At 63.5% G+C, this 24,503-nt stretch carries 26 protein-coding genes; 21 read left to right on the plus strand and 5 right to left on the minus strand.

Annotated features, from left to right (window positions below; genetic code table 11):
• Window positions 1-54: 54 nt before the first annotated feature.
• The 7 genes from WBR68_RS26565 (at window position 55) to WBR68_RS26595 (ending at window position 6,958) form a co-directional block, all read left to right on the plus strand.
• Window positions 55-816: an enoyl-CoA hydratase/isomerase family protein gene (locus tag WBR68_RS26565; RefSeq protein WP_230695700.1), complete on the plus strand. Its 762-nt coding sequence runs from the start codon at window positions 55-57 to the stop codon at window positions 814-816.
• A complete protein-coding gene (locus WBR68_RS26570) occupies window positions 813-2,432 on the plus strand; it encodes an AMP-binding protein (RefSeq protein ID WP_230695701.1) in 1,620 nt (539 codons plus the stop codon). The genes WBR68_RS26565 and WBR68_RS26570 overlap by 4 nt, the downstream gene beginning before the upstream one ends.
• Window positions 2,429-3,364: a hydroxymethylglutaryl-CoA lyase gene (locus WBR68_RS26575; protein WP_230695702.1), complete on the plus strand. Its 936-nt coding sequence runs from the start codon at window positions 2,429-2,431 to the stop codon at window positions 3,362-3,364. The genes WBR68_RS26570 and WBR68_RS26575 overlap by 4 nt, the downstream gene beginning before the upstream one ends.
• Window positions 3,365-3,416: 52 nt before the next feature.
• A complete protein-coding gene (locus tag WBR68_RS26580; RefSeq protein WP_230695703.1) occupies window positions 3,417-3,944 on the plus strand; it encodes a MarR family winged helix-turn-helix transcriptional regulator in 528 nt (175 codons plus the stop codon).
• Between the two features lie 85 nt (window positions 3,945-4,029).
• Window positions 4,030-4,752, plus strand: a complete 723-nt coding sequence (locus tag WBR68_RS26585; protein ID WP_230695704.1) for an enoyl-CoA hydratase/isomerase family protein — start codon at window positions 4,030-4,032, stop codon at window positions 4,750-4,752.
• On the plus strand, window positions 4,749-5,945 hold the full coding sequence (locus tag WBR68_RS26590) for a CaiB/BaiF CoA transferase family protein (RefSeq protein WP_230695705.1): 1,197 nt from the start codon (window positions 4,749-4,751) through the stop codon (window positions 5,943-5,945). Before WBR68_RS26585 ends, WBR68_RS26590 begins: the two co-directional genes overlap by 4 nt.
• A 41-nt stretch (window positions 5,946-5,986) precedes the next feature.
• Entirely contained in the window at window positions 5,987-6,958 is a 972-nt protein-coding gene (locus WBR68_RS26595; RefSeq protein ID WP_230695706.1) for a Bug family tripartite tricarboxylate transporter substrate binding protein, read from the plus strand.
• A gap of 166 nt (window positions 6,959-7,124) precedes the next feature.
• Here WBR68_RS26595 and WBR68_RS26600 read toward each other — a convergent pair whose 3' ends face one another.
• Window positions 7,125-8,075, minus strand: a complete 951-nt coding sequence (locus tag WBR68_RS26600) for an NAD(P)H-dependent flavin oxidoreductase (protein WP_127185312.1) — start codon at window positions 8,073-8,075, stop codon at window positions 7,125-7,127.
• 158 nt (window positions 8,076-8,233) lie between these two features.
• On the opposite strand from WBR68_RS26600, the gene WBR68_RS26605 reads away from it, so the two are divergent.
• From WBR68_RS26605 to WBR68_RS26620, 4 genes are all read left to right on the plus strand, one after another.
• Entirely contained in the window at window positions 8,234-9,073 is an 840-nt protein-coding gene (locus WBR68_RS26605; protein WP_230695707.1) for a hypothetical protein, read from the plus strand.
• Window positions 9,074-9,154: 81 nt separating this feature from the next.
• Window positions 9,155-9,319 (plus strand): hypothetical protein, encoded by a 165-nt coding sequence (locus WBR68_RS26610; RefSeq protein WP_198158214.1) that lies wholly within the window; start codon window positions 9,155-9,157, stop codon window positions 9,317-9,319.
• Window positions 9,320-9,446: 127 nt separating this feature from the next.
• On the plus strand, window positions 9,447-9,785 hold the full coding sequence (locus WBR68_RS26615) for a DUF6693 family protein (protein ID WP_050449299.1): 339 nt from the start codon (window positions 9,447-9,449) through the stop codon (window positions 9,783-9,785).
• Between the two features lie 226 nt (window positions 9,786-10,011).
• Window positions 10,012-10,215: a cold-shock protein gene (locus WBR68_RS26620; RefSeq protein WP_172616244.1), complete on the plus strand. Its 204-nt coding sequence runs from the start codon at window positions 10,012-10,014 to the stop codon at window positions 10,213-10,215.
• A 243-nt stretch (window positions 10,216-10,458) separates the two neighbouring features.
• Here the strand turns inward: WBR68_RS26620 and WBR68_RS26625 are convergent, their stop codons facing one another.
• Window positions 10,459-10,743: a type II toxin-antitoxin system HicB family antitoxin gene (locus tag WBR68_RS26625; RefSeq protein WP_230695708.1), complete on the minus strand. Its 285-nt coding sequence runs from the start codon at window positions 10,741-10,743 to the stop codon at window positions 10,459-10,461.
• A gap of 371 nt (window positions 10,744-11,114) precedes the next feature.
• Window positions 11,115-11,240: a hypothetical protein gene (locus WBR68_RS26635; RefSeq protein WP_255696295.1), complete on the minus strand. Its 126-nt coding sequence runs from the start codon at window positions 11,238-11,240 to the stop codon at window positions 11,115-11,117.
• A gap of 188 nt (window positions 11,241-11,428) precedes the next feature.
• On the opposite strand from WBR68_RS26635, the gene WBR68_RS26640 reads away from it, so the two are divergent.
• From WBR68_RS26640 to WBR68_RS26650, 3 genes are all read left to right on the plus strand, one after another.
• On the plus strand, window positions 11,429-11,692 hold the full coding sequence (locus tag WBR68_RS26640) for a hypothetical protein (protein ID WP_050449297.1): 264 nt from the start codon (window positions 11,429-11,431) through the stop codon (window positions 11,690-11,692).
• 140 nt (window positions 11,693-11,832) lie between these two features.
• A complete protein-coding gene (locus tag WBR68_RS26645) occupies window positions 11,833-13,332 on the plus strand; it encodes a metal-dependent hydrolase family protein (RefSeq protein WP_230695709.1) in 1,500 nt (499 codons plus the stop codon).
• Between the two features lie 258 nt (window positions 13,333-13,590).
• Entirely contained in the window at window positions 13,591-13,761 is a 171-nt protein-coding gene (locus WBR68_RS26650; protein WP_157055491.1) for a hypothetical protein, read from the plus strand.
• Between the two features lie 11 nt (window positions 13,762-13,772).
• Here WBR68_RS26650 and WBR68_RS26655 read toward each other — a convergent pair whose 3' ends face one another.
• Window positions 13,773-14,600: an IclR family transcriptional regulator gene (locus WBR68_RS26655; RefSeq protein ID WP_230695710.1), complete on the minus strand. Its 828-nt coding sequence runs from the start codon at window positions 14,598-14,600 to the stop codon at window positions 13,773-13,775.
• A 130-nt stretch (window positions 14,601-14,730) separates the two neighbouring features.
• Here WBR68_RS26655 and WBR68_RS26660 point away from each other — a divergent pair, with 130 nt between their 5' ends.
• The 3 genes from WBR68_RS26660 to WBR68_RS26670 all read left to right on the plus strand — a co-directional run bounded on the left by WBR68_RS26660 (window position 14,731) and on the right by WBR68_RS26670 (window position 18,717).
• Complete coding sequence (locus WBR68_RS26660; protein ID WP_230695711.1) at window positions 14,731-15,552, plus strand: enoyl-CoA hydratase/isomerase family protein; 822 nt, start codon at window positions 14,731-14,733, stop codon at window positions 15,550-15,552.
• On the plus strand, window positions 15,549-17,645 hold the full coding sequence (locus WBR68_RS26665) for an acetate--CoA ligase family protein (protein ID WP_230695712.1): 2,097 nt from the start codon (window positions 15,549-15,551) through the stop codon (window positions 17,643-17,645). The genes WBR68_RS26660 and WBR68_RS26665 overlap by 4 nt, the downstream gene beginning before the upstream one ends.
• Window positions 17,646-17,724: 79 nt before the next feature.
• Window positions 17,725-18,717, plus strand: a complete 993-nt coding sequence (locus WBR68_RS26670) for a Bug family tripartite tricarboxylate transporter substrate binding protein (protein WP_370641286.1) — start codon at window positions 17,725-17,727, stop codon at window positions 18,715-18,717.
• 88 nt (window positions 18,718-18,805) lie between these two features.
• Here WBR68_RS26670 and WBR68_RS26675 read toward each other — a convergent pair whose 3' ends face one another.
• Entirely contained in the window at window positions 18,806-19,456 is a 651-nt protein-coding gene (locus WBR68_RS26675) for a nucleotidyltransferase family protein (protein WP_230695713.1), read from the minus strand.
• 164 nt (window positions 19,457-19,620) lie between these two features.
• On the opposite strand from WBR68_RS26675, the gene WBR68_RS26680 reads away from it, so the two are divergent.
• Genes WBR68_RS26680 through paoC form a run of 4 tightly spaced genes read left to right on the plus strand, consistent with a single transcriptional unit; the run spans window position 19,621 to window position 24,483 of the window.
• Window positions 19,621-20,649: an XdhC family protein gene (locus WBR68_RS26680; RefSeq protein WP_230695714.1), complete on the plus strand. Its 1,029-nt coding sequence runs from the start codon at window positions 19,621-19,623 to the stop codon at window positions 20,647-20,649.
• Window positions 20,650-20,664: 15 nt separating this feature from the next.
• The gene (gene paoA, locus WBR68_RS26685) at window positions 20,665-21,312 is read left to right on the plus strand and encodes an aldehyde dehydrogenase iron-sulfur subunit PaoA (RefSeq protein ID WP_230695715.1); all 648 of its coding nucleotides are present in this window, start codon (window positions 20,665-20,667) and stop codon (window positions 21,310-21,312) included.
• Complete coding sequence (locus WBR68_RS26690) at window positions 21,309-22,259, plus strand: FAD binding domain-containing protein (RefSeq protein WP_230695716.1); 951 nt, start codon at window positions 21,309-21,311, stop codon at window positions 22,257-22,259. Before paoA ends, WBR68_RS26690 begins: the two co-directional genes overlap by 4 nt.
• A gap of 4 nt (window positions 22,260-22,263) precedes the next feature.
• Window positions 22,264-24,483 carry an aldehyde oxidoreductase molybdenum-binding subunit PaoC gene (paoC, locus tag WBR68_RS26695; RefSeq protein WP_230695717.1) on the plus strand — a complete coding sequence of 740 codons (2,220 nt, stop codon included), beginning with the start codon at window positions 22,264-22,266 and terminating at the stop codon, window positions 24,481-24,483.
• The last annotated feature ends 20 nt before the right edge of the window (window positions 24,484-24,503 follow it).

Raw genomic sequence — 24,503 nt, forward strand, 5'->3', positions numbered from 1 at the left:
GATCCACGGCCGCGGCTTCATGCGGTGACAAGAACCGAACATTCAGGAGCAGGCATGACCCGGACTTATCACACGATTCTGTTTGAGGTGCAGGACCGTGTTGCCACGGTGACGTTGAACCGGCCCGATAGCCGTAACGCGCTTAGTTCGCAGATGTGCGCGGAGTTGGTGCAGGTCATGGAGGCGATTGCTGCCGACCCTGGCGTGCATGTGGCGCTGATCACGGGCAGCGGCCCCGCCTTTTGCGCTGGCGCCGATCTCAAGGAACGCAAAACCATGAACCATCAGGAGCTGACGGCGCGCCGGGTTCAGGGCTTTGCCGCCTATGCCGCCATTGAGCGCCTGCCGCAACCCGTGGTGGCGGTGGTGCATGGTCCGGCCTTTGGTTCGGGTTGCGAAATCGCCGGCGCCTGCGACTTCGTGCTGGCCTCCACCGAGGCCGTATTCTGCTATCCCGAAGTGGGTTGGGGCACAGTCGGCGCAACGCAGCGTCTGCCGCGTATTGCTGGGGCTCGCAAGGCCAAAGAGCTGTTGTTTACCGGCCGCCGCTTCGACGCCGCCGAAGCGTGCGAGATCGGACTGGTCAACCATGTGTATGCGCCCGCTGCGCTACGCCAGGAGGCGCAAGCCATGGCGGCCGCCATGGCCCGTGCCCAGCCTTTGACGATGCGTTTGACCAAGCGCAGCATCGATCAAGGCCTGGCCACCACGCGCGAAGGCGCCATGGCCATCGAACTGTTGGCGATCGAAGAAAACCTGCGCGGCACGGATTGGCAAGGCGCCATCGCCGGCTTTGGCAAGGAGCCGCAGGCATGAAGGCGATGACTCTGGCTGCCTGTTTGGCGCAGACGGTGGCGGCACGTGGACCTGACGAGGCTTTTGTTGCCCCGGGGGAACGTTTGAACTGGAATGAACTGGCAGCCGGCGCCCGGTTACGTGCGCAGGCTTTGTATGCGGCCGGTGTGCGTCGTGGCGACCATGTGGGCATCTTTCTAGGCAATGGTGGCGACTGGCTGCAACTGTTCTACGCCTGCGCCTTGATCGGCGCGGTGACGGTGCCGGTCAATACCCGGTTCAAGACGGAAGAGCTGGCCTTCTGCCTGCAACAGGCTGACGTCAAGCTGCTGCTGACTGCCGACACTTTTCTGGGCATAGACTTTCTGGATCTGCTGCAGCGGGTAGAGCCGGCCCTGGCTCAGCGTCTGCCTGGCGCGGCGCTGCCGGTCTTGGGCAAGGTGGTGGTGCTGGGTGAACGCAGCCTGCCGGGCACGACCTCGTGGGCGGACTTTATCGAAGGCGCGGATCGTGCCGATATGGCCGGCTTTGATGCAGCCATGCACGCCGTCAGCAGTGATGATGTGCTTTTGATCCAATACACCTCGGGCACGACTTCGTTCCCCAAGGGTGTGATGCTCAGCCACGCCAATATGCTGGGCAATGCCGCAGCCGTGGCGCAGCGCATGGGCGTGCAGCCGGAAGACCGCTATTTCAGTATCCGGCCTTATTTCCATGTGGCGGGCACCACGCTGTCCATTTTGGTCAGTCTGGTAACGGGGTGCTGTCTGCTGACCTTGCCGAATTTCGATGTGGGCGAGACCTTGCGTATCTTGGATGAGGAGCGCTGCACGCTGACCTCCGGCAACGACACCATCTTTTTGATGCTGATGGGCCATCCTGATTTTGATCGTCAGCGGATTCATTTGCGTGGCGGTTGGGCGGCCGCTGGCCCCGAGGTGATGCAGAAGATTCGCGATGTGATGGGCGTGCCGTCGGTGTGCAATGCCTATGGGCAGTCCGAAGCCTCGCCCAATATCGTCATGTCGGCCTGGAACGACGAGTTTTCATTGCGCGCCCACGGGTGGGCCTTGCCGCATCCCGGCATGGAAATCCGCCTGGTCGATCCGGCGACCGGCGCGGTGGTCGCACCGGGCGGGCAGGGCGAGATCCAGGCCCGTGGCTGGAGTGTGATGAAGGGCTACTACAAGATGCCCGAGGCCACCGCACGGGCGTTGAGCGAGGATGGCTGGCTTAGCACCGGCGACCTGGGCGAGATGAATGCCGAAGGGCGTTTGCGCATGGTGGGCCGGCTGAAGGATATGTTCCGCGTCGGTGGCGAGAACGTGGCGCCGGCCGAGGTTGAAGAGGTTTTGCATGGTCATCCCGCCGTACGCATGGCCCAGGTGGTGGGGGTGCCCGATGCCCGTCTGGGCGAAGTGCCGGCCGCCTTTGTGCTGTTGCGCGAAGACCAGCAGGCCGAGCCTTCCGAACTGATTGCCTGGTGCAAAAGCCGTTGCGCCAATTTCAAGGTGCCGCGCTATATGGAAATCGTCGATACCTTCGAGAACATAGGCATGACGGGTAGCTCCAAGGTGCAGAAGATCAAGTTGCGCGCCCATGCGATCCGCCTGTTTGGCCTGGAGGAAAAAGCATGACGCGCGACGTGGTGCTGTGCGAGTGTTTTGCCCGCGACGGCTTGCAGCATGAGCCGGATTTCATTGCGACCGAGATCAAGATCGAATTGGTCGACGCGTTTGCGGCGCTGGGTTTTGAGCGGGTAGAGGCCACCTCGTATTCCAATCCCAAGGTGGTGCCGCAGTTTGCCGATGCGAGCGACATGCTAACGGCGCTGCCGCGTCGGGACGGCGTCTGGTACAAGGCGACCTGCGCCAATGCGCGCGCCGTGCAGCGGGCGCTGGCCGATCTGGAACAAGGCCATGGCGCCAATGAGATCAGCCTGCTGGTCTCGGCCAGCGAGTCGCACTCCGAGCGCAATCTGAAGCGCAGCCGCGCGGATCAATGGGGCAACATCGCCGACATGGCCAGCCTGGGCCGGGGCCGCTTCCGCATGATAGGCACGATTTCGGTGGCGTTTGGTTGCCCCTTCGAGGGTGCGGTATCGGCAGATAGCGTGCTGCGCGACGCCGAGCGCTATGCGGCGCTGGGTGTGGACATCGTCACCTTGGGCGACACCACCGGCATGGCCACGCCGCAAGCGGTGCGCGAGCTGTACGGCGCGTTGCAACGCGAACTGCCGCAGCTCACGTTGGTGGCCCATTTTCATGACACCCGCGCAACGGGTCTGGTGAATTACGTGGCCGCCCTGGACGCAGGTGTGCGCTGGTTTGATTGCGCCATTGGCGGCGTGGGCGGCCATCCGGCCAAGGTCAAATATGGCGGTGGACATACCGGCAATGTGGCGACGGAAGACCTGGTCAGTCTGTTTGAATCCATGGGTGTGCGCACGGGTCTGGATCTGGACGGATTGGCCGTCGTATCGCAACGCTGCCGCGAGGTGCTGGGGCGCGACCTGCACAGCCGCGTGGCCGATAGCGGCTTCCATCCGCTGATCAAGGCCGGCGCTTGAGCGGCGTTTGTATATGATGCCCTCGTCACCGCAACCGCTCCAAGAGAATTCCATGGCAACCAGAAGCAAGCTTTCCACCCGCCGCGCCACGCCCGCCACGCTCAAGGATCTGTTCTCCTATCGCTTGAACCGGCTGGCCTATGTGTCCAGCCGCATTGCCGCGGGCCTGAACGAAAGCCGCTATGGCGTTGGCCCGCGTGAGTGGCGGATTCTGGCCTTGCTGGGTGCCACGCCCGATATGTCTTTGAACGCAGTGGCACGTGAAGCCAATATCGACAAAAGCCAGGCCAGCCGTACGGTGTCCGACCTGATCGAGCGCGGCCTGATCAAGCGCAGCGCCGATGCCCAGGATGCGCGTGGCGTAAGCCTGGACCTGACGCGCGCCGGAAAAAAGCTCTACCAAGAAGTATTTCCGGCCGCCATTGAGCGTAATGAGGAGATGCTGGCCGTGCTGAGCGAAGACGAGCGCGAGGTGCTGGAGCGCGCCTTGGACAAGATGACATCGCACATGCTGGATATGCTTAATGACTTGAAGGCCGAAGTGCCGACACGCCGCGGTCGCGGCGTGCAGCCGCGCTAAGGCGGCAGCCTGTCTGTGACAGGCGTTCTTATGCTCATAAAGTTGATTAAATCAATTAAATAGAGGTCAAGACATGGTTGAATTGATGATTGAGAATCAGGGCGCGGTGCGCGTGCTGCGGCTGAATCGCCCGGAAAAGCACAATGCCTTGAACACCGCCTTGACGACCGGCTTGCTGGCCAGCCTGCGCGAGGCCGATCAAGACCAATCGGTGCGCGCGGTGATGCTGACCGGCAATGGCAAGTCGTTTTGCGCGGGCGCGGATACGACGGAGTTTTCGGCGCTGACGCCAGAGCACCCCGAGGCCGTGTTGGCGCGCGCCAGCCTGACCACCGACCTGCATCTGGTTTTCTCGCGCATGAGCAAGCCTGTGATCGGCGCCGTGCATGGCAATGCGCTGGGCGGCGGCGCCGGCCTGGCGCTGGCCTGCGACATGGTGGTCATGGCCGAGGACACGCGCTTTGGCTATCCGGAGTTGCGCCACGGCATCGTGGCCGCAGTGGTGATGGCCAATCTGGTACGGCAATTAGGTCGCAAGCAGGCTTTCGAGCTGGTGGCCATGGCCGAGGCCATCGACGGCCATCGGGCACTGGCCTTGGGCCTGGCCAACCGGGCAGTGCCGGCCGCCGATGTCTTGCCGCAAGCATTGGAACTGGCCGAGCGTGTCGCCGGCTGGGACCCCGCCGCCATGGGCCTCACCAAACGCGCCTTCCATCGCTGCGCGGATCTTGCGCTGGAAGAGGCGCTGGGCGTGGGCCGAGACGCCAACATCATCATGCGTGGCTTTCGACAAGGGGCGGCGCGATGAAGCCGCTTGATGGCGTCACCATTCTGGACTTGTCGCGGGTGCTGGCCTGCCCCTTCGCGTCGATGATATTGGCCGAACTGGGCGCCACGGTGATCAAGGTCGAGCAACCCGAAGGCGGGGATGAGACGCGCGGATTTGAACCCAAGGTGCACGGCGAGGGCGGCGATGAGTCGGCCTACTACCTTGCCTTCAATCGCAGCAAGCAATCGATCACGGTCAATTTTCGTAAGCCCGAGGGCCAGGCCTTGATACGCCGGCTGGCGCAGGACGTGGATGTGGTGGTCGAGAATTTTCCGGTGGGCACCCTGGCGCGCTATGGCCTGGACAAAGCGCACATCGCGCCCGAAAACACTGACCTGATTTACTTCTCGTGCACGGGCTTTGGCATGACCGGGCCCTATGCCGCGCGTAAAGGCTATGACACCGTGTTCCAGGCGATGGGCGGCATCATGAGCCTGACCGGCGAGCGTGGTCGCGGGCCGGTCAAGCCAGGCTTGCCGGTGGCTGACCTGACCTCGGGGCTGTGGGCGGCGATAGGCATTTTGTCGGCCCTGGTTGGCCGTGAGCGTAGCGGGCGCGGCTGCCATGTGGATTTCTCCATGCTGGACGGGCAGGTCGGCCTGCTGTCTTTGGCCGCGGCGCGGTACTTCGCCTTGGGTGAAGTGCCGCCGCGCATGGGCACGGAACATCCTGGGCGCGTGCCGTCGGCCGCGTTTGAATGCCGCGATGGCAAGTGGGTGCAGATCACCGGCAGCGATCAACACTGGAAACCGCTGTGTGACCTCTTGGACCTCCCGCAATGGAGCGCCGATGAGGAACTGGCCCGCAACGCTGTGCGCGTGGCCCGGCGTGAGGAAGTCATGGTGGGCTTGCAGAACGCAGTGGCCAAGCTGGACCGCGATGAACTTTGCCGCCGCTGTGATGCCGTCGGCGTGCCGGCCGGGCCGATTCTGGACGTGGGCGAGATTCTCAATAACGAGCATGTGCTCGCGCGCGGCATGGTCGCAAGCTATGAGCATCCTCGCATCGGCCGCTTTGGCGCGGTGCCGGTGCCCTTCAAATTCGAGGGATATGAAGATCCACAGGTCGAACGGCCTCCTTTGCTGGGCGAGCATACCGACGAGGTGTTGCGCGCAAGGCTGGGGATGTCGAACGAGGAAATCACGGCGCTACGGCAGCTTGGCGCCATCTAGCAATACAAAACATGCATCCCAATGAGGATCAGGAGACAAAGATGAATACCTTGAAGCGATTGCTGTGCGGCCTGGCCGTCAGTGCGGTGTGCAGCGGTGCGAGCCTGGCGGCGGACAGCTATCCCAATCAGCCGATCACGCTGGTCAATCCTTATGCGGCGGGCGGCCCCGCCGATGTGCTGGGACGAGCGCTGGCGCGCGAGCTGGAAAAGCAGCTGGGCAAGGCGGTGATCGTAGAGAACAAGGCCGGCGGCGGTGCTGCCATAGGCGCCAATTTCGTGGCGCGGGCCAAGCCGGATGGCTACACCTTGTTGCTGGGTACGTCCGCCGCGCATGTGGTGACGCCCTTGATGCAGCGGACGCCGTACGACGGCATCAAGGATTTTGCCTTCGTGGGCATCGTGGCCAACCAGCCCAATATGCTGGTGGTGCGTTCGTCCTTGCCGGTGTCGACCTTGCCGGAGCTGATCGCCCTGGCACGCAAGGAACCGGGCAAGATCAACTACGCGTCGGCGGGGCCGGGCAGTTCGCCGCATCTGGGCGGCGAGCTGTTCCGCCAGCAGTCCAAGGTCGACATCATGCATATTCCCTATAGCGGTGCTGCCCCCGCCATCAATGATCTGGTGGGCGGACAGGTTGACATGGCCGTGTTGAATCTGGCGGCCAGCGTGCAGTTCATTCGCAGCGGCAAACTCAAGGCGCTGGCCTATGCCAACCCCAAGCGCTCGGCCTTGTTTCCCGATGTGCCCACCTTGGCGGAAGCGGGGGTAAGCGGGGCGGAATCGGCGTCGTGGTACAGCCTGGCTGCGCCCAAGGGCACGCCGCCCCAGGTGCTGGAGACATTGAACAAAGCCGTGCAGGCCGTGAACCAGTCGCCGGAATATCGCAAGCTGATGGACGCGCAGGGTGTCGAGCTCTGGACCATGACGCCGCAAGAAGCGACCCAGTTCGTGGAGAAGGATCAGGTCGCCATGCGCAAGCTGGTCGAAGGCGCGGGCTTGTTGAAGAAGTAGGGCGGTTGAAGAAGTAGGCTTGCCGAAGAAGTCAGGAGGCTCACGACTTCAGACGTGAAATGAAGGGCCCCGAAGGTTGGGTGATCTCAACCTTCGGGAGCCTGTGTAGAGCATGAAGTTGCTGCTTGCCCAGCTCAACAGCGCTGGACCTTGCCACGGTCGGCACTCAACCCAACGCGGAAAGCCGCCGAATCGCCACCAAGGTTTCTTCCACCAGACGCTGCATTAATTCGCCGGCCGGCACCAGGTCGCCAATCAATCCGGCGCTTTGCCCGGCTTCGACCTTGCCCAGTTCGACATTGCCTTCCAGCGCCGCTTGCTTCAAGGTGCTTTGCGCAAACAGGGCGTCCAGCTCTTCATCGCTGCCGCTGCGTTCGGCGGTGAGGTACTGCTGGGCAAAGGCGTTACGCAGCATGCGCACCGGTGAGCGCCCTCGGCCAACCAGGGTGGTGTCGCTGATGTTCGCGCCCATCACGGCCGCTTTATAGGCGGCGTGCACGCCCGCTTCGGGTGTCAGCAAGAAACGCGTTCCCAGTTGCGCGCCGGCCGCACCCAGGCAAAGCGCGGCGGCAATCCCCGCGCCATCCGCGATGCCGCCAGCGGCAACCACCGGAAGGTCCACGCGCTGCACCGTCGCCCGCAGCAGCACTTGGGTGGTGATCTCTTCGGGGCCGGGGTGCCCGCCGGCCTCCAACCCGACCGCGATCACGCCATCAACGCCGGCCGCCTGGGCCTTCTCGGCATGGACCGGGCTGGCAATGACTTGCAGCCACTTCATGCCGGCATCGTGGACTCGGCCCAGATGCTCTCGCGGCCCGCCTTGCGAGGCGATGATGATGGGGGCGCCTTCCGCGATGGCAATGTCCAGATGTTCACGCGCGCGCTTGTTGTAAAGCGGGATGTTCACCGCGTAGGGGGCATCGGTCAGGCTGCGCAGCTTGCGCAGCGCGGCTTGCAGCGCCTCCGGGTACATCGGCCCGGACGCCACCACGCCCAGGCCACCGGCGGCCGAGACAGCCGCCGCCAGTTCCGCATTGGACGAGGCCCAGCTCATGCCGGCTTGAATGATGGGATATCGGATACCCAGAAGGCGGGTCAGCGGGGTCTGCAAGGTCATGATGGCATCTCGATCGGAAAGCAACCATTTTCGTGCAGGTTGTTGATTTAATCAACTAAATTGAGAGCGATGGTTCTTTTACAATCCAGCCCGGTCCCAGGCGGGCATTCCGCCCGCACCTTCTGACGGGCCTTATCAACAATAGGATGTGGCAGTACATGGCAACGCAGCACTCTCAGCCCTCGACAGGCGAACTGATCAAGACTTTTCGGCATGGCAAGTTCTTTGTCTATTTCCTTGTAATACTGGGCATCGCGTGCCTGGCACTGGCCGGTTTCGTTGTCTACCTGAGCACCATCGTGCCGCAGAAGAATCCCCCAGTTTTCTTTGGCACCGCTGGTTTCCTGGCGTTCTGCGGGCTCGGCGCGCTTGCGGCCAGCGTGTGGCAGAAGAAGTTGCGTCAGCCTAGCTATGAGATCTATGAAAAGGGCGTGGCCCGGATCGTCGGTGCGCAGAAGACGTACACGGCTTTTGCCGATATCGAAGATCTTTACCTGTTCAGCTCCGGGCAGACCGTGATGAGCGGCCTGGCCACCAACCTGGCCTATCGCCGCAACGCGAAAGAATCCTTCAACTGGATCAGTCTGCACCTGTCGGGCTTCATGGACTTCCAGCAGTTGTTCCGCGAGCTCTACCTGCGCGAGCGCCAGCCCGTCGTTCTTGATACCCTGGCGTCCGGCGGCGCGGTCACCTTCAACTACATCAGCACGGGACAGGTCTGGCGCAAGCGCATGAGCGGCAAGTTCCTGAGCATCACCACCCAACCCATCGTCGTCACCCGCGACGCGCTGCAAGTGCAGGGGCAGACGGTGCCGGTATCCAGCTTGTGCAATGTGGACCTGAACGCGTGGACCGAGAAGGTCGTCATCAAGGATGCGGCCGGCAACACCGTGCTGTCGACCATCGGCTTGGGCATCCTGGGCCTTGATCTCTTTCTGAACACCTTGAGCCTGATGCTTGAGCAAAACCAGGACGTTGCGGCGGAACAGGTCGCTTAAGCAGGGAACGTGGGCGGATCGTTACAAAAGTAGGGGCATGGTTGCAGGGCGCCGAAATACACTTTCGGCGACCTTAACCCTATGGATTTCAAGATGAAGATGTTCTGTGCCCTGGCCGTCGTCGCATGCCTGCTTGGTGGATGCGCGGTCTACACACCCGATGGCGCCGTGATCGTGGACCCGCATGGCGGTGGCGGCGGCGGCGGCTTCTGCCCGCCTGGACAGGCCAAGAAGGGAAATTGCTGAGCATCCTTTGACGAAGGCTAGAAGTTTGCCCAGGCATGCAGCACGATGTCGGTTGGTGTGTTTTGAAACATTTATAAAAAAATGGTAAAACCTCCAGCGTTACTTACATCGAGAGCCTGGGCACACCATGAAGCAATTGAAGTTGAAATCGGATCTCACCGTCGGCGATATCATCGGCCACGGGATTATCTGGATCCTCTTGAGCATCGTCACGCTCGGCCTGGCGCTGTTCGTGTTCCCGTACTACATGCAGCGATTCATCATCAGCCGGACTGCGGTGCTTGACGATTCCGGCCGCCGCGTGGGGCGCCTGGAATGCACGATCGATTTGGCCAGCATCATTGGAAATATCGTCATCTGGGCGATCATCTCCATCGTCACGCTGGGCATCGGTTATCTCATCTTCCTGTACAAGATCAATGCGCATTGCATGAATCACACCAAGGTTGTGGACGTCACTATCTGACGATCAACCCGCACGAATCAGCCCGCCTCTACAGGCGGGCTTTTTTTTTTATGACAGAGGGACTTGGCGCTGACAGCCCTATAGGCGCCGCTTCGGCCGCAGCAGGGCAGAAAGCCCGCTCGCGTAATTGTGTCATTTCGAAACAGGGATATCTTTGTTCCCGGTAATCACCCATAGTGGCCCCCGGGAATATTTTTTCCCTGTACCTCTAGGACATACATTGAAGATAGAAACTGGCATCGTGAAGTGGTTCAACAACGACAAGGGCTACGGCTTTATTTCCCCGGAACTGGGCGGTAAAGATTTGTTCGCGCACTACTCTGAAATCCAGGGTGACGGACACAAGTCTCTTGAAGAGAACCAACGCGTGTCGTTTGTCGCCGGCCAAGGCCAGAAAGGCCCCCAGGCGACGATGATCAAAGCGATCTAATTCCTGAGCTGCTTGCGCAAGCAGGCAGATGGGATGCAGTGATAGGGCCGAATCCTTTGAAACATGGGATTCGGCTTTTTGCTTTCTGATCGCTACGTTGTGCTGCACTGTCGCGGGAGCCCGAAGCATCAGCGCGCCGCGCCGCTTGCAGATTGAACAATTGCACTGCGTACGTCCAGATCCAGATCGACCTCGAAGCGGCAGGCGTCGCAATGGCATGAGCCTTGATAAGGATGCGTGGGGTCAGACGAAGGGCCAGGAGCGGGGTGGGGTGTTGAGCTTGGAAAGGTCAATGTCGACCTGCATCCAGAAGCCGCCTTCAAACGCCGTGCGCTGCATCCAGTCGTTAACGGCGCTGGGGAGCGCGATAGGCTCGCTTTCGCCAAATAAATGGGCCTCAACGGCTTCTTGTGCTGCTGCATGCAACTGTTGCAGCGTGGGGGCTGCGGCATGGCAACCCGGAAAGTCTGGAAAAGAGGCGCCGTAGGCGCTGCCTTTTTCCTTGTGTACGTAAATGGGGTAGAGCACATGGTTCTCCTGCCGAACTGCTGTCGCTAGCTAATAGCTTCGCCCGTCAGCGCCAAATAATGCCCAGCCCGGCCGCATGGCAGAGCATTGCCCAGGCCGCATAGGGAATGTGGCTATCGCCGCCAGTCCATCGCCGGACCGTACGCCCGTCTGATATCCCAAGCAGTCTTGCCGCTTGCCCGCCGGTCAGACCGGCCATGGACAAGGCGGCGCGCACCTCATCCGCTGTAGGCTGTTCCCAGCCGTCAGCGAAGGGACGCAGGCATACCGCTCGAATCGTAGTGACATCATCACCGTAGGGAATGCGGGATTCCATAGTCAAACAGGCCCGGTATTCCGGGCCGCTCCTTGGTTAGTTCATCAGGCCGGATTCAGCGCGAGAGGCGAAGCAGTTGCTTGATCGCCGTGGGGCTGTTTGCCGCAACGCCGGGCTGCCGAAGATGCTTGTCCAGAATGGCGATGGCGGCCTGGACGGTGGCCTGTTCTTGCAAATTCATCGGAGGTACTCCGGTCAGTGACCTTGCGCGAGATGCGCCGGCCTTAAGTGAAAGTTAGGTCATAATGTCCTAATATGCAAGTGTTGATTTCGACGTACCCCTCGCACGTACTGCTACCACTTGGTACGGCCTGCTCGCCGAAGCCTTGCTATAAAGACAGCTACCGCAGCGACGCAAGGATTAGGAAAATGTGGATTCAAACGCTGGGCCGCCCCGCTGTGGCGCTCATGCTGGCCGGACTGGTTGCCGGTTGCTCATCGATACTTCCCGGGTCGTCAGAGCCGGCCTCCGCCGCCGCGTCCGAACGCGTGGTCAGCGACAACTGCAAATTCTTGCGCAGCCGCTGCATTCATGAAGGCTCTTACGATGCCGGCGAACGAGACTATGCCGAGCTGGAAGCGCGGCGCTTGAATCAGGCGGAACTGCAACGATTGCGCCGCATGGCGCAGTAAGCGGCAAGGCCATAAGGGCATCGCATCACGCCTTCCTATTTCGCTTCGTATATCGGCCGCTGGCATCGTGTCGCCACGCTTCTGTTTATTGAGTAGCATCGGACCATCTTTGGCCAGGCACTCAATGTCAGGAGAACTCGATGGCCCGTTCCACCGCAGTCCAGCGCGACACTTCCCAGACCTATCTATTCAGCCGCAGACGCCCCTGCCATTGCGGCAGCGTGGCGTGCCGCTTGATCTACCAGCGCGTGATGGCGGATATGTCGCGACGCAAGTTCCTGGGCGGCGTGGCGGCCATGGCGATGCCCTTCATGGGCGCGCGCGCCGCGACCGCAGCGACCGATATCTTCCGCCATCCCGCCACGCCTGCTCGCCCCTTGCTGCTGACCAACCTGCGCCTGTTCGATGGCACCGGCAAAGCGGTGCAAGAGGGCGTGCAGGTGTTGATCAAGGGCAATGTGATTACCGACTTGCCGGCCGCTGGCGTATCCGTTGCCGATGCCCAGGTCATCGACTGTCAGGGCAAGCTGGTGATGCCCGGGCTGATCGACGTGCATTGGCATTCGATGCTGGCGGCGGTAGCGCAAACCACGGCGATGACGGCCGACCTGGGCTACCTGTACATTGCGGCCGCCGAGGAAGCCGAGCGCACCCTGATGCGCGGTTTCACCACCATTCGCGACGCCGGTGGCCCCGCGTTCGCCTTGAAGCGCGCCATCGACGAAGGCATGGTGCCCGGGCCGCGCATCTACCCCAGCGGCGCCATGATTTCCCAAACGGCGGGACATGGAGATTTCCGCTTGCGCAGCGAAGTGCCGCGCGCGGCCAACGCGCCGTTGAGCCTGGTGGAAAGCGTGGGCGTCGCGATGATTGCCGACGGTGCCGACGAAGTCTTGCGCCGGGTGCGCGAACAATTGATGTTGGGCGCATCGCAGATCAAGGTCATGGCGGGCGGCGGCGTGGCCTCGCTTTACGATCCCTTGGACAGCACGCAGTTTTCTGAAGTGGAACTGCGTGCCGCAGTGGACGCGGCGGCGGATTGGAACACCTATGTGATGGCGCACGTGTACACGCCCAAGGGCATCCAGCGCACGATCAAGTCCGGCGTTAAATGCATTGAACATGGCCAACTGGCGGATGACGCCAGTGCGCGCATGATGCGTGACGAGGGCGTGTGGTGGAGCCTGCAACCGTTTTTGCAGGACGAAGACGCCAACACCTATCCGGATGCCGAACGGCGCGCCAGCCAGCAGCGCGTGTCCGAAGGCACGGTCAACGCTTATGAGCTTGCGCAGAAATACGGCATCAAGACGGGTTGGGGCACCGACATTTTGTTCAACGCCAAGAACACACCCAGCCAAGGGCGGCAACTGGCCAAGCTGGTGCGCTTTTACGACCCATTGACCCTGCTTGCCCAAGCCACGGGTGTGAACGGCGAACTGCTGGGGCTGTCCGGCGAGCGCAATCCGTATCCGAGCGCGTTGGGCCGTATCGCCGTGGGCGCTTTGGCAGATATTCTGGTGGCCGAAGGAGACCCCTCACGCAATCTGGATTTTCTGGGCGACCCGACGAATAATTTGCGGCTGATCATGAAAGACGGAAAGGTCTATAAAAATACCCTGGGCGCCTCGGCCGGTTAATCGTCTTTTATTAAGATGCATTATTCGTGCATATTATCTTTTTGGGTTTGTTGCAGAATAAATTGAAATAGTTAATGGGTTAGATACTTTCTGTCTGGTTTGATTGCCTTTCTTAAAGACCGGGGTCGCATCACTCTCTACACTGCGCCGTTCTTGTAGAGGTGTAAATCCGGAATGCTGAATAGGGCAGTGCTTGTGCATGTGGCTTCGTTACTGGTGCTCTGGCCATCACAAAAACTACGACACGAGATTATCTGTGTGGAATATCCGGAAAATCCACGAATAATCGTGCTGATCAGAAAAGATGTTTTCCTGAAATGGAATATCCCGGGTCAGGGCGACCCGCAAGGCGGTCCCGAGGGCGGCTGTACCGAAGAACAATCACGCAGCATCCGCCGCATCAAGGCCGTGACCGGTGTCCGGGGTTGATCCTTGGTGTGCTAGCCACCGGGCCCACGACGTTCCAACTCATGAACAATCTTGTCTCTCAACGCCAGCAGCGCCGCCGCATGCTGCCGTTCTACCGTTGATGCCGTGTCATCCGTAATCAGGCTAAGGTTCAAGGCCAGCATTTGCCCGCCGGGCACGGCCAAGGGCGTGGACATGGCGACTACCCCCGGTTGCCAGGACGCCAGGCAAACTCCTGTGGCGGAAACTTTCTCAATCGCTTTGCCGACCTCGGCGCTTATCGGTTTCCACGACGCGCTGCGATAGCCCTGCATTATTTCCTCAAGCAGCGCCTGGCGCGCCTTGGCATCCAGGGTGGCCAGATAAGCGCGCCCTAACGAAGTCAGTTCAATGGGCACCCGTTGGCCCGCCACGATGGTGCGCAGCGAGGCCTTGCGGTTATAGCGGATGGATTCCAGATAAACCATTTCCGTGCGGTCCGCGCTGGCCAGACCGATATTGACCTTGCGCTTGTTGGACACATCCTGCATGAATGGCGTGGCCGCTTTCAAGACGGGCGAGGCGGCGCGCATCGCGTGTCCCAGGCTGAGCACGGGCGCGGCCAGCCGGTAGGCGCGCGCGCCCCGTTCGTATTCCAGAAAACCGCTGGTCACCAAGGTTTGCGTCAAGCGGCTGACCGTTGCCGCCGATAAACCAGTGCGTTCGGCAAGTTCACCATTGCCCAGCAGGTCGGTGCCGGGCTTGAACGCCCGCAGGATGTCCAGGCCACGGGCCAGCGAGCGGTTCTGGCTGATGCCATCGAAACGTTGCGGAGCGGCGGCCGAGAAATCGGCCGAAATTTCTGATGTCCGGGTCGTCATTAGCAATTCCATCTAGTGGAAATAGGTGCGTGTATTCGCCAACTGTAGCGCCTACCGTGTCGATATCGCCAGCCGAGAAAAACCCGTCATAGGGACCGGCTGGCCCATCGACCAAGACGGAGCAAGCAAGATGGCGGACTACGAATTCATCAAACTGCAGTTGGACGGCGGAGTGGCGACGCTGACGCTGAACCGCCCGGAAAAGCGCAACGCGATCAGCGACGCCATGCGCACCGAATTGATCCACGCGCTGGAGGCCGTGAGCGCCGACCGGGGCACAAGGGCATTGGTGCTGACCGGGGAAGGCAAGGGCTTTTGCGCGGGCGGCGACATCTCGGGCATGCAGCGCCGCATGGACGCCCCCTCGGGCGAGGTCGCCTTCAACGGCTGGTCGCGGCAGCAGCGGGTGCACCACGCGGTCAGCCTGCTGTATCGCATGCCCAAGCCCACCATCGCGGCCGTCAACGGCGCGGCCGCCGGGTTGGGCGCGGACACGGCCCTTAGCTGCGACTTCATCGTGGCATCTGAAGCGGCGTCATTCACCTGGAGCTACATTGCGCGCGGGCTGATTCCGGATGGCGGCGGCATGTATTTTCTGCCGCGCCGCGTGGGGCTGGCGCGCGCCAAGGACCTGATCTATTCCGGCCGCAAGGTACTGGCGTACGAAGCCTTGGCCTTGGGGATCGCCGACCGCCTGGCACCCGCCGGGGACGAGGTGCGCGCGGCCCAGGCTTGGGCGGCCGAACTGGCGCAAGGCTCGGCCACGGCGCTGGCGCTCAGCAAGTCGATTCTGGACCAGAGTTCCGAGCTGACGGCGGACCAGGTGTTCGCGATGGGCAGCCAGGCGCAGGGCATTTGCTACACCAGCACGGAACACCGCGAATCCGTGGCGGAGTTTCTGGCGAAGATGGCCCAGGCCAAGACGGCCAAGGCCCCGGGAGCAGCCCAATGAACGGCCTGCAAAAGCTGCTGCGGCCGCGCAGCGTGGCGGTGGTGGGGGCGTCGGCGGATCCGGCCAAGACCTCGGGCCGGCCCGTGGCCTATTTGCAGAAGCACGGCTTCCAGGGCCGCATCTATCCGGTCAACCCCAAGGCGTCCGAGATTGCCGGGCTGCGCTGCTACCCCGATGTGCGCGCCTTGCCGGAAGCGCCGGACGTGGCCATCGTGCTGCTAAGCGCCCAGCACACGCAGCAAGCCGTGCGAGACCTGGCCGATATCGGCACGGGCGCGGCCATCGTGCTGGCCAGCGGCTATTCCGAAACTGGCGAAGAGGGCGTGCGCCGTCAGCGCGAACTGCGCGACGCGGCGGGCAGCATGCGTATCCTGGGTCCCAACACAATAGGCCTGGTCAACCTGACGGACCGCATCACGCTATCGGCCAGCGGCGCGTTGGAACTTGATGACCTGCACAGCGGAGCGGTGGGCCTGGTGTCGCAAAGCGGCGGCATCCTGGGCGCCTTGCTGTCGCGCGCGGCGGCGCGTGGCATTGGACTGTCCAAGCTGATCTCCACCAGCAACGAGGTCGATCTGGATCTAGCCGATTTTGTGGACGCGCTGGCCGACGACCCCGCCACGCGCGTCATCGCGCTGTATGTGGAAAGCATCCGCAACCCCAAGACCTTTCGCGCCGCCGCGCGCAAGGCAGCCGCCGCGGGCAAGCCCATCGTGGCGTTCAAGATTGGCCGCTCGGAATCCGGCGCGCAGGCCGCCGCGTCGCACACGGGTGCGCTGGCGGGCGCGGACGCCATGTACGACGCGTTGTTCGACGACGTGGGCGTCATTCGGGCGCAGACGTTTGCAGACCTGCTGGACATTCCCGCCGCGCTGGCCAGCGAACGCAAGCTGGGCGGCCCGCGTGTAGCGGTGCTGACCTCAACCGGCGGAGCGGGCACGCTGGTGGCCGACAGCCTGGGCGTGGCGGGCTTTGAACTGCCCGCGCCTGATGCGGCCACCGGCGCCGCCTTGCGGGCGCTGCAAACCGGCGACCACGCCGCCCTGGACCGCAACCCCATCGACGTGACCCTGGCCGGATTGCAGCCGGACCTGTTGCGCAACGCCATCCGCATCGTGCTGGAAAGCGATCAGTACGATGCGCTGGTGGTTGTGGTGGGCTCGTCCGGCGTGGCGCAGCCTGAACTGATGGCCAATGCGTTGCGCGATTCACTAGCGTTAAGCAGCAAGCCCTTGATGGCCTTCGTCAGCCCACACGCGCCGCGCGCGGCCGAGGTGCTTAGCCAATACGGCATCCCTGCGTTCCCAGCGCCCGAGAGCATCGGCGCGGCGCTGTCCGCCATGTGGCGCGTGCAGCGCAACAAGGAACGTGCCGCGCCAGTGCAGCCGCGGTCCAAGGCCACCGAACCGATTTTTTGCGCCGAGCGGGGCTCGCTGGACGAGGCTCAGGCCAAGGCGCTGTTCGCCCGGTTCGGCATACCCGGCGTGCGCGAAATCACGGTCACGTCCGACGTTCAGGCAAGCAGCGCGGCCGCCACCTTGGGGCCACGCGTGGTGCTCAAACTGTTGTCCAGCAAGATCACCCACAAAAGCGATGTGGGCGGCGTGGCGGTCAACGTGGCGCCCGAAGACATCGCAGAGCGCCTGCGGCAGATGACGCAAGACGTACAGCGGCATACGGGCCAGCCGCCCCAGGCCTTTCTGGTGCAAGAGATGGTGACGGGCGCGGCCGAGGTCATCGTCGGCCTGCATCGCGACACGGTCGGTACGGCGCTGCTGTTGGGCATGGGCGGGGTGGTGGCCGAGCTGGTGCGCGACACGACCTTGCTGTTGCTGCCGGAAGATGGCGCGGCCTTGACGGAAGACGCGGTACTTGCCGCCTTGCAACGCCTGAAAACCTGGCCCTTGCTGGACGGATATCGCGGCCGCCCCAAAGCGGATGTGCCCGCGCTGATCCAGGCGGTGCTGGCGTTTGCGCGCATGGCCACCGCCTTGCAAGCACAGTTGATCGAAGCCGAAATCAACCCCTTGTTCGTCAAGCCCTTGGGGCAGGGCGTCTGCGCGGCGGATGGCGTCGTGGTGTTGAAGGACTGACCGGGCGCGGTCATTCGGCCGCCCTTTTTTGCAGAGGCGCCGCAATCAGACCGGCGCAAAAAAATATCAGGAGACAAGCATGAAGACCCAGAAATTTGCATGGCTATCCGCCAAGGCCGTGGCCGCCACCGCGCTGACGATGGCGACGCTTTGCGCACCGCAGGCGCACGCGGCGTTTCCAGACCGGCCGCTGCGCATCGTGGTGCCGTTCACCCCGGGTGGTGGCACCGACATCGTTGCGCGCCAACTAGCCAAGGGCTTGACCGACGAGCTAGGCGAATCGGTCATCGTCGAGAACCGGCCGGGCGGCAGCACCATTATCGGCACGGAAAACGTGGCCAAGAGTCCGCCAGACGGCTACTCGCTATTGATGGCGACCTTCGCCCATGCGGTCAACCCGGCCATCCACAAGAAGCTGCCCTACGACACCGAAGCCGCGTTCGCACCGGTGGCGATGATCGGCAAGTCGCCCAATGTGCTGGTGGTGTCGCCCAAGTCCCAATTCAAAAGCGTGCAGGACTTGCTGACCTACGCGCGCGCGCATCCCGGCAAGCTGACGTTCGGCTCGTACGGCAACGGCACGTCGGCGCATCTGGCGGGGGAATTGTTCAAGAGCCTGGGCAAGGTCGACATCCTGCACGTGCCGTACAAGGGGGCGGGGCCGGCCATCAACGACCTGATAGGTGGGCAGATCGACATGATCTTTTCTACCTCGGCCAGCGTCAGCGGCCAGATCAAGAACGGGCAGCTGCGCGCGCTGGCGGTCACCACCAAAGACCGCTCGCCCGCGTATCCGGGCGTGCCCAGCGTGGCGGAAGCGGGCGAAGCCGATTACTTCGTGGATAGCTGGTATGGCGTCTTCGTACCGCGGGGCACGCCGCAGGCGGTCATCGACCAGCTCAACGCGGCCATCAAGAAGGTGTCGGGCAAGGCGGAATTTCAGGCGGCGCTGGAACTGGAAGGGCTGGTCGCCAGCGTGGGCACGCCGGCCGCGCTGGGTGAATACGTGAAGCAGGAAGAGGCGCGCTGGACCAAGATCATCCGTGACGCGGGGATTGCGGACAAGCCCTGAACGGCGCCATGGACGCCGCCGCATGGCACGCGATCAAGAACGCCATCAAGAACGCCATCAAGGATGCCGTGGCGGCGCGGGTCGCGCGTCAGGACTTGGAATTCAAGTCCCGCGGCGCATCCACATCCGCCAGCACGCCCGGGTCGTCGACCGCTAGTTCATGAACCGGATGGCGCATCAACACGCTGCGCGCGCCCACATCGCCCGATAGCGCGGCAAGCTCCGGCCAGAGCGCGCGCGCGAACGCCACCGGATGTCCACGGCGGCCCTGCCAGGTAGGCGCCACGATGCGATGCTGGCTGGTCGCGGCAGCAACCCGCAAACAGGTATCGGCGCGTAGCCACGGCATGTCGGCCAGGGCGATCAGGCAGGCGGACTCTGTCAAGTTCGGGGATTGCGCCTCTCGCATCAAATGACGCGCGGCCGTCGCCAGGCTATCGCCCATGCCGTTGGCTTCCGCGCTGACCAGCACGATGTCGCACCCTGCTGATTCCAGCAACGCCCGCAGCGCCGTTTGGTCGGCGCGTAGCACCGCAATGGTGCGCGCGGTGGCTTGGCGCAGCGCACGGGCGCAAGCCACGGCAACCGGGGTGCCATCGTCCAGCAATGCCAACAGCTTGTCCTGGCCCGGCGCGATGGCGGCGTAGCGTCGCCCGTGGCCCGCCGCCAACAGCACGCCCACGCACGGTCCCGGTGCAGCGGATGCGTCTAGCGTAAGAGAGGATGCGAAGCTGGGCATGGTAATTGCTGGATTGGCGAGTCGGCGCTCCGTCGTATCGGCACATCGGCACATCGGCGCACTGGCGCGTTGGGGAGTTCTGCTGATCAGAGTATGCGGATTTTGCCTCTTTTCTTGTCGGGCGGCGCGCTGCTACAGTGGTTTCGATATCTGGAGGGCAACACATGGAGAGCCTGGATTTGCAGGTTTTAGCCGCAATCGAGAGCTGGCGCCATCAGGGCCACCGATTCATTTTGGCTACGGTCGCCAACACTTGGGGCGCCTCGCCACGGCCACGCGGATCCTGGCTGGCGGTGCGCGACGATGGGCGCATAGTGGGGTCGGTATCGGGCGGCTGTATTGAAGACGACCTGATCGACAAAATACGGCGCGGCGGGCTTTGGCAGCCACGCCCGTATGCGCTGACCTACGGCGCCACCCGCGACGAAGCGTTGAACTTTGGCCTGCCCTGCGGCGGCATTCTGGAATTGCTGATTGAACCCGACCCCGACGTCGCGCTGCTGCAAGGCCTGGCCGAACGCTTGAACAACGGTGAACTGGTCAAAAGAACGCTCAGCCTGGACACCGGCATGGCGGCCTTGGCGTCTGCCCAGCCGGGCGATCAATTCCATTGGGACGGCAAAACGCTGACCACGCTGCACGGGCCGCAATGGCGTCTGCTGCTGGTGGGCGCGGGCGACATCGCGCGCTACATCGCGCCCATGGCGATGGCGCTGGGCTTTGAAGTGATCGTGTGCGACCCGCGCCAGGAATACGCCGGGTCGTGGCATGTGCCGGGCACACGGCTGCTGACGACGATGCCCGACGACACTGTCACAGCCCTGGCTCCGGATATCCGCACGGCAATCATCGTGCTGGCGCATGACCCCAAGCTGGACGATATGGCGCTGCTGGAAGCGCTGCCGTCGCCAGCATTCTTCGTGGGCGCGCTGGGTTCGCGGCGTACCAACGACCAGCGCCGCAAGCGCCTGCTTGAACATTTTGGCTTCACGCAAGCGCAGGTGGCGCGCCTGCGCGGGCCGGTGGGCCTGCCCATCGGCAGCCGCACACCGCCGGAAATCGCCGTGTCCATCCTGGCCGAATTGACGCAAGAGCGCATCCGGCACACCACCCCGCCCAGCACCCATTCGCTACGGGAATGCGGGTTGCTGGCCGACGACCTGGAGCGCGGCGTGGTTCGCGTTGCCGACTAAGACAAAGGGGCTGCCTTGGAAAATTCGCTTGCCATCAAGATCACCCGTCGCAACCTGCTCAAGGCAGGCGCTGCGTCGGCCACCGCCACCGCGATGGCCGCGCCATCGATGACTGCCGCCCAGCAGGGCTCGCAGGCCGGCATGCAAGCCATGTCCGCCACCGTGACCTTGCGCGTGAACGGCGCGGCGCGCGAGGTGTCGCTGGACATGCGTACGACGCTGCTGGACGCGCTGCGCGAACACCTGCACCTGACCGGCACCAAGAAGGGCTGCGACCACGGCCAGTGTGGCGCCTGTACGGTGGTGCTTGACGGACGCCGCGTCAATTCCTGTTTGACGCTGGCCGTCATGCATGACGGCGCCGAGATCGCCACCATCGAAGGCCTGGGCACGCCCACCGCACTGCACCCGATGCAGGCCGCCTTCGTCAAGCATGACGGCTACCAGTGCGGCTACTGTACGCCCGGGCAGATCTGTTCGGCGGTGGCGATGCTGGAAGAGGTATCGCAAGGCGTGCCCAGCCACGTCAGCGCCAGCCTGACCGAGCGCCCACTCTTGAGCGCGGAGGAAATCCGCGAACGCATGAGCGGCAACATCTGCCGCTGCGGCGCGTATTCGAACATCGTCGAAGCCATCACCGAGGTGGCGGGGAGCAAGGCATGAGGCCCTTTACCTACGAGCGCGCCCGCACCCCCGCCGAAGCCGCCGCCAGCGCCGCCCAGGTGCGTGGCGCGCGCTTCATCGCGGGCGGCACGAACCTGCTGGACCTGATGAAGCTGGAAGTCGAAACCCCCACGCATCTGATCGACGTGAACGGCTTGGGCCTGGACCAGATTACAGAAACGCCAGACGGGGGCTTGCGCGTGGGCAGCTTGGTGCGCAACACCGACCTGGCTGCCCACGAGCGGGTGCGGCGCGACTACGCGGTGCTGTCGCGCGCCATTCTGGCAGGCGCCTCCGGGCAGATTCGCAACCGCGCCACCACCGCCGGCAATCTGTTGCAACGCACGCGCTGCCCGTATTTCTACGACACCAACATGCCCTGTAATAAGCGCGCGCCCGGCACCGGTTGTTCCGCCATGGGCGGCGTGACGCGCCAGTTAGCCGTGATAGGGGCCAGCGAGGCCTGCATCGCCACGCATCCCAGCGACATGGCGGTGGCCATGCGCCTGCTGGATGCCCAGGTGGAAACGGTGCGCCCCGACGGCGCCACGCGTGTGATTCCGATTGCGGATTTTTACCGCTTGCCCGGTGACACGCCGCACATCGATACCAACCTGGAAGCCGGCGAACTGATCACCGCGGTGAACCTGCCCAAGCCGGTGGGCGGCGTGCACGTCTACCGCAAGGTGCGCGACCGTGCCTCGTTCGCTTTTGCGCTGGTGTCCGTGGCCGCCGTGGTGCAGGAAGACGGCAGCGGCCGTGTGGCGCTGGGCGGCGTGGCGCCACAGCCGTGGCGCATGGACGCGGCCGACGCCGCCATGCCGCAAGGCGCCCGCGCGGTGGCCGACCGCCTGCTGGCTGACGCGCGACCCATCGAAGACAACGCGTTCAAGCTGACGTTGGCGGCTAGAACCCTGAGTGCAGTGCTGGCGCAAGCGAGGGCCTGACGCGATGAAATTCGATACTCCCGCTACTGAAAACCCCATTGATCAATTGAAGGTCGTGGGCCATGGCGTCGACCGCATCGACGGCCCGCTCAAGACCACCGGCACGGCGTCCTACGCCTATGAACGCCACGATGTCGCACCCCAGGCCGCCGTGGGCTACGTGCTGGGCGCGGCTATTGCAAAGGGTCGCATCAGCGCCATGGACATCGAGGCCGCGCGCCGCGCACCCGGCGTGTTGGCGGTGGTAACCGCGCAAAACGCCGGCAAGCTGGGCAAGGGCAAGATGAACACCGCCACGCTCTTGGGCGGGCCAGACATCCAGCACTATCACCAGGCCATCGCCTTGGTCGTGGCGGAAAACCTGGAGCAGGCGCGCGCCGCCAGCCGCTTGATCCGCGTGCAGTATGAACGCGCGCCTGGCGCGTTCGACCTGGCGGCGGAAAAGGAATCCAGCGCTAAGGTCGGCAAGGAAGGCGGCGGCAAACCGAACCCCCGCGAAGACCGCGTCGGCGACTTCGAAAGCGCCTACGCACAAGCCCCGGTAAAGATAGACCACACCTACACCACACCCGACCAATCCCACTGCATGATGGAGCCGCATGCGTCCACGGCGGTATGGGAAGGCGATTCGCTGACCTTGTGGACGTCCAATCAAATGATCGCCTGGGGGCGCGGCGACGTGGCTCGTACGCTGGGAATTCCGCGCGAAAAAGTGCGGCTGATCTCGCCCTACATCGGTGGCGGCTTTGGCGGCAAGCTGTTCGTGCGGGCCGACGCCTTGCTGGCCGCGCTGGGCGCGCGCGCGGCGCGCCGGCCGGTCAAAGTGGCATTGCAGCGGCCCTTGATCGCCAACAACACCACGCACCGCCCGGCCACGATCCAGCGGGTACGCATTGGCACCACGCAAGACGGCAAGATCACGGCCATCGGCCATGAAAGCTGGTCGGGCGATCTGCCGGGCGGCGGTCCCGAAGAAGCCGTGCAGCAGACCCGCCTGCTTTATGCCGGCGCCCACCGGCTGACCGCGCTGAACCTGATGGTGCTGGACCTGCCCGAAGGCAATGCGATGCGCGCGCCGGGCGAAGCGCCAGGCATGATGGCGCTGGAGATCGCGGTGGACGAAATGGCCGAGGCCGCGGGCGTGGACCCGGTGGAGTTCCGCGTGCGCAACGACACGCAGGTGGACCCTGCCAAGCCCGAGCGCCCGTTCTCGCAACGGCGCCTGATTGAATGCCTGCGTGTGGGCGCGGACCATTTCGGCTGGGCCTCGCGGCGCGCGCGGCCCGCCTCGCGGCGCGAAGGCCGCTGGCTGGTGGGCCTGGGCGTGGCGGCGGCGTTTCGCAATAACCTGGTGATGAAGTCGGCCGCCCGTGTGCGCCTGGATGCGGCCGGCCAGGTCATTGTGGAAACCGACATGACCGATATCGGCACCGGCAGCTACACCATCATTGCGCAAACGGCCGCTGAAATGCTGGGCGTGCCGCTGGCCAAAGTCATCGTGCGGCTGGGGGATTCCTCGTTCCCGGTGTCGGCCGGGTCAGGCGGCCAATGGGGCGCCAACAGTTCCACGGCTGGCGTGTACGCAGCCTGCGACAAGCTGCGCACCGCCATCCTGCAACGGCTGGGTTTTTCCGGCGACGGCGCGGGGTTCGCGGACGGGTCGGTGACCGACGCCAGCGGCCGTATCGCCACGCTGCGTGAGGCGGCGGCCGGCGGTGAGCTGGTGGCCGAAGACATCCTGGAATTCGGCGACCTGGACAAGAAGTTCCAGCAGTCCACCTTTGGCGCGCACTTTGTTGAGGTGGCGGTGGACGCCGCCACTGGCGAAACGCGCATCCGCCGCATGCTGGCCGTGTGCGCGGCGGGGCGCATCCTGAACCCCAAGACCGCGCGCAGCCAGGTGATAGGCGCCATGACGATGGGCGTGGGCGCGGCGCTGATGGAGGAATTGGCGGTGGACGATCGCGTGGGCTATTTCGTGAATCACGACCTGGCCAGCTACGAGGTCCCCGTGCATGCCGACATCCCCAGTCAGGAGGTGATTTTTCTGGACGAAACCGACCCGATTTCGTCGCCCATGAAGGCCAAGGGCGTGGGCGAACTGGGCTTGTGCGGCGTGGGCGCGGCGATTGCCAACGCGGTCTACAACGCCACCGGCGTGCGCGTGCGCGACTACCCCATCACGCTGGAAAAACTGCTGCCCGGGCTGCCTGACCTGACTTGAAGGCCAGGATGCCGCGGTGG

The organism is Achromobacter sp. JD-1, assembly GCF_038594925.1.
GTDB lineage: Bacteria > Pseudomonadota > Gammaproteobacteria > Burkholderiales > Burkholderiaceae_B > Achromobacter > Achromobacter spanius_C.